Raw genomic sequence first — 4,243 nt, forward strand, 5'->3', positions numbered from 1 at the left:
CGCAGAACGGCAGTGGCAACGGCCTGGCCAACCGCATCGTCGGCAACGCCATCGCCAATTCCCTGTTCGGTGCCGCCGGGGCGGATACGCTGGAGGCCGGCGCCGGCAACGACACGCTGGAGGGCGGGCTTGGCATCGACAGCCTGATCGGCGGGGTGGACAGCGACCTCTACATCGTCGAGGGCCAGGCCGATGTCATTGTCGAGGCGCTGAACGCCGGCAGCGACACCGTCCAGGCCACGGCAGGGGCGGCCTATACGCTCGGCGCCAATCTCGAGGATCTGATGCTTCTCGGGACCGTCGTCGAGGGCAACGGCAACGCGCTCGCCAACCGCATCACGGGCAATGCCTCCAACAATATCCTGCGAGGCGCCGACGGGGCAGACTTGCTGCTCGGCGGCGACGGCAGCGACACACTAATTGGCGGCAACGGCAGCGATACGATGACCGGTGGTGCCGGCAACGATGTCTTCCGGTTGAATGCGGCAGCGCAGAGCACGACGGCCGCGCCCGACGTGATCACCGATTTCGCCAACACGGCCGGTGTGGGCGATCGGATCGAGTTTACCCTGATCGACGCCAATCCGCTCCTCGGGGGCGATCAACCATTCACCTACATCGGCGACCAGGCCTTCACGGCGGGTCTCCCGGGGAGGGTACGCTACACAGACCTTGGCGGCGGCGACTACAGGATCGAGGGCGACATCGACGGCAACGCCGTGGCCGACTTTGCCATCCGCGTCACCGCCGCCAGCGGGCCCGAAGCCGGGTGGTTCATCTTGTAGGGCGCTGGCGGCGTATTCTGGCTAGGGGATGCGACGGTTCGAATCCGGTCGCACTCCCTCCGCCATCAACCACCATCCGTACCAGGCTCTGGACCGTCAGCCTCGGCCTCGGGATCGCAGGCATTCGCCCCGCGACGTTATTGGCGCCGCCCGCCTCGATCGTGCCGGCATTGCCCGACCTGCGGAACGCGCCTCTACTGCACCCTGGCGCATCCGGCGGACGTTGGCGTGAAGGTCTTCCACTCTCCGCACCATGCAGGGCATCGGCCGGCACAGACCTTCCGGCACGGCCGCATCGTGACGAACCGGGACCTGCCGGCGCGGGCCGACAACATCCTTGCCGCCCTGCGGGTGGACGGGCACGCGCTGCTCGACGCCGCCCCGCACGGACCGAAGCCGATCGCCGCGATCCACACGCCCGAATATCTCGACTTCCTCGAACACGCCTGGCGCGAGTGGCGGAAGATCGAAGGCGCGTCGGAGGATGTCTTCCCCTACATCTTCCCGGTGCGTGGCATGGACCATGCCTATCCAGTCTCCATCGTCGGCCGCGCCGGCTACCACATGCATGATTGCTGGGCGCCGATCGGCGAGCACACCTGGGCGGTCGCGGCCGATTCCGCGAACCTCGCCGTCGAGGCCGCGGTGCGGGTGATCGGGGGCGAGGCGGCGGCCTACGCGCTCTGCCGCCCCTCCGGTCACCACGCCTTCACCGACATGGGCGGCGGGAACTGCTTCCTGAACAACGCGGCGATCGCGGCGGAGCAGCTGCGCCGGCGCTTCGCCCGCGTCGCGCTGATCGACGTGGACGTCCACCACGGCAACGGCTCGCAGGGCATCTTCTACCGGCGGGACGACGTGCTCTTCGTCTCCCTCCACCGCGACCCGATCGACTACCATCCCTATTTCGCGGGCCATGCGCATGAACGCGGGGAGGGCCGGGGCCTCGGCTTCAACCTGAACCTGCCGCTGCCCAAGGGTGCGGGGGACATCGCATTCCTCGCCGCGCTCGAGGCCGGCTGCGCGCGCATCGGGGCCTTCCAGGCTGAGGCGCTCGTCGTCTCCCTCGGCGTCGATGCGCATGAGGCCGACCCGACCGAGGGGCTGAAGGTCACCTTCGACGGCTTCCGCCGCATCGGGGCCAGGCTCGCCGCGCTCAAGCTGCCGACGGTCCTGGTGCAGGAAGGCGGCTACAACATGGACACCATCGCGCGCTGCGTCGCCAGCGCGCTGGCGGGCTTCGAGGGGCGGGAGACCAAGGCAGCATGAACGCGATCGACGAAATGGCCGCGGCCCAGGGCGTCGCCTATATGGACGGCAGGTTCATGCCGCTCGCCGAGGCGACCATCCCGATCCTCGACCGCGGCTTCCTCCGCTCGGACGTGACCTACGACGCGCTGCATGTCTGGAAGGGCCGCTTCTTCCGGATGCAGGACCATATCGACCGGTTCCGCGCCTCCATCGCCGGGCTCCGCATGTCGCTGTCCCATACGGATGAGGAGCTGCGCGACATCCTGATGGAGTGCGTCCGCCGCACCGGCTACCGCGACGCCTTCGTGATGGTGATGTGCTCCCGCGGCGTGCAGCCGCCGGGGACGCGCGATCCGCGGCTCTGCCGCAACCGGCTCTACGCCTATGTCACGCCCTTCCTCTGGATCGCGAACGAGGACCAGCGGCGGGACGGGTGGAAGCTGATCCTGGCGAAGACGCAGCGCATCCCGTCCGAGGCGCTCGACCAGCGGATCAAGAACTTCCACTGGCTCGACCTGACCATGAGCCTCTTCGAGGCCTACGACCAGGATGCCCATACCACGGTGCTGCCGCTCGCCGACGGCACGATCACCGAGGGGCCGGGCTACAACGTCTTCATCGTGAAGGACGGCGCGCTCGCCTCCCCCGACCGCGGGATGTTCGAGGGCATCACGCGCCGCACCGTCGCCGAGATCGCCGCCGACCTGCAGATGCGCTGCGAATTTCGCCCGGTGCGGGTCGAGGAACTCGATACGGCGGACGAGATCTTCTCGAGCACCACCGCGGGCGGAATCACGCCGATCACCTCCTACAATGGCCGCCCGATCGGCGATGGCCGGCCGGGCCCGGTCACGCGCCGCATCCTCGACCTCTACTGGCAGCGGCACGAGGACGAGGCCTACACGACGCCGGTGGTCTACGACGATCCGTGACGGTGGTGCCCGCCCCGGGCCGCGATCCTCACGACACCGGTTCGGGCCGCGTCGCGTTCGGGAAGAACAACTGCTCCCCGCCTACCCTGTAGGACGCGATCGCCGCCTGCCCGGCGGGCGAGAGGATCCAGTCGATGAAGCGCTGCCCCTCCGCCGCCTTCACATGCGCATGGCGCTGCGGGTTCACCAGCATGACGCCGTACTGGTTGAACAGCCGCGCATCGCCCTCGACGAGGACGCGCAGGTCCTGCCGGTTGCGGAAGGCGAGCCAGGTGCCGCGGTCGGCGAGGACATAGGCGTTCTGCGCCGCAGCCGTGTTCAGCGCCGGGCCCATGCCCTGGCCGACTTCCCGGTACCACTGCCCGCGCCCCGTCACGGGGTCGGTGCCCGCCTGCTGCCAGAGCCGCAGTTCCGCCGCATGGGTGCCGCTGCGGTCGCCGCGGGAGATGAAAGGCGCGCGAGCGGCGGCGATGCGGCGCAGCGCTTCCGCCGTGTTGGTCAGGCCCGCGATGCGCGCCGGGTCGCTGGCAGGGCCGATGACGACGAAGTCGTTGTACATCACATGCCGGCGCGCGACGCCGAAGCCCTCGCGCACGAAGCGCTCCTCCGCCGGGCGGTCGTGCACTAAGACGACGTCAGCATCGCCGCGCCGCCCGACATCGAGCGCCTGGCCGGTACCGAGTGCGACCACGCGCACGGCGATCCCGGTCTCCCGCGTGAAGATCGGCAGGATGTGGCCGAAGAGGCCGGACTGTTCCGTGCTGGTCGTGCTGGCCAGGGTGAGGCCGCGGTTCTGCGCCGCCGCACCGCCGGTGGCGACGAGGGCGAAGGCGGCGGCGAGCAGGTCGCGACGAAGGATGTTCGTCACCTCGGGTCTCCCGGTGGTCGGCGCCCGCTCACCACAGCAGTTCACCGCGCAGGAACGCGTCGGCTTCCGCCGTGGCGGGGGCGTTGAAGAACGTATCGGCTGGCGTCTGCTCAAGCAGCGCCCCGCGATGGAGGAAGAGGACCTCGCCGGCGAGGCGCCTCGCCTGGCCGAGGTCGTGCGTCGTCATCACGATCTTGGTGCCGCGTGCCGCGAGTGTCGCGACGATCCGCTCGACCGCGCGCGTCGCCGCGGGGTCGAGGTTGGCGCAGGGCTCGTCGAGGAAGAGCAGTTCGGGGTTCAGCGCGGCGGCGCGGGCGAGTGCGAGCCGCTGCTGCTCGCCGCCGGACAGCCGCCGCGCCGGCCGGTCGGCGAGCTCCGCAAGGCCGACCATCTCGAGCGCCGCGCGC

The 4,243-nt window shown here is 69.8% G+C and carries 5 protein-coding genes; 3 read left to right on the forward strand and 2 right to left on the reverse strand.

All coding sequences use genetic code 11. From position 1 onward, the window contains the following. The 3 genes from HW577_RS21675 to HW577_RS21685 form a co-directional block, all read left to right on the forward strand. Positions 1-785 (forward strand): calcium-binding protein (locus HW577_RS21675; RefSeq protein WP_198378199.1); only part of this gene is annotated, 785 nt, incomplete at its 5' end. 228 nt (positions 786-1,013) lie between these two features. Next, entirely contained in the window at positions 1,014-2,054 is a 1,041-nt protein-coding gene (locus tag HW577_RS21680) for a histone deacetylase family protein (protein ID WP_198378200.1), read from the forward strand. Next, positions 2,051-2,968, forward strand: coding sequence for an aminotransferase class IV (locus HW577_RS21685; RefSeq protein WP_198378201.1), 918 nt, complete (start codon positions 2,051-2,053; stop codon positions 2,966-2,968). The genes HW577_RS21680 and HW577_RS21685 overlap by 4 nt, the downstream gene beginning before the upstream one ends. 28 nt (positions 2,969-2,996) lie before the next feature. Here HW577_RS21685 and HW577_RS21690 read toward each other — a convergent pair whose 3' ends face one another. Both HW577_RS21690 and HW577_RS21695 read right to left on the reverse strand, forming a co-directional pair. Beyond that, the gene (locus HW577_RS21690; RefSeq protein ID WP_419956602.1) at positions 2,997-3,836 is read right to left on the reverse strand and encodes an ABC transporter substrate-binding protein; all 840 of its coding nucleotides are present in this window, start codon (positions 3,834-3,836) and stop codon (positions 2,997-2,999) included. A 28-nt stretch (positions 3,837-3,864) separates the two neighbouring features. Next, the coding region (locus HW577_RS21695) for an ATP-binding cassette domain-containing protein (protein WP_198378202.1) at positions 3,865-4,243 on the reverse strand (379 nt) is incomplete at its 5' end.

It is taken from the genome of Neoroseomonas rubea, assembly GCF_016106015.1.
GTDB lineage: Bacteria > Pseudomonadota > Alphaproteobacteria > Acetobacterales > Acetobacteraceae > Neoroseomonas > Neoroseomonas rubea.

Excerpts from the sequence above, each read along its gene's own strand:
- HW577_RS21685 (WP_198378201.1), top strand. The coding sequence starts at position 2,051 with ATGAACGCGATCGACGAAATGGCCGCGGCCCAGGGCGTCGCCTATATG.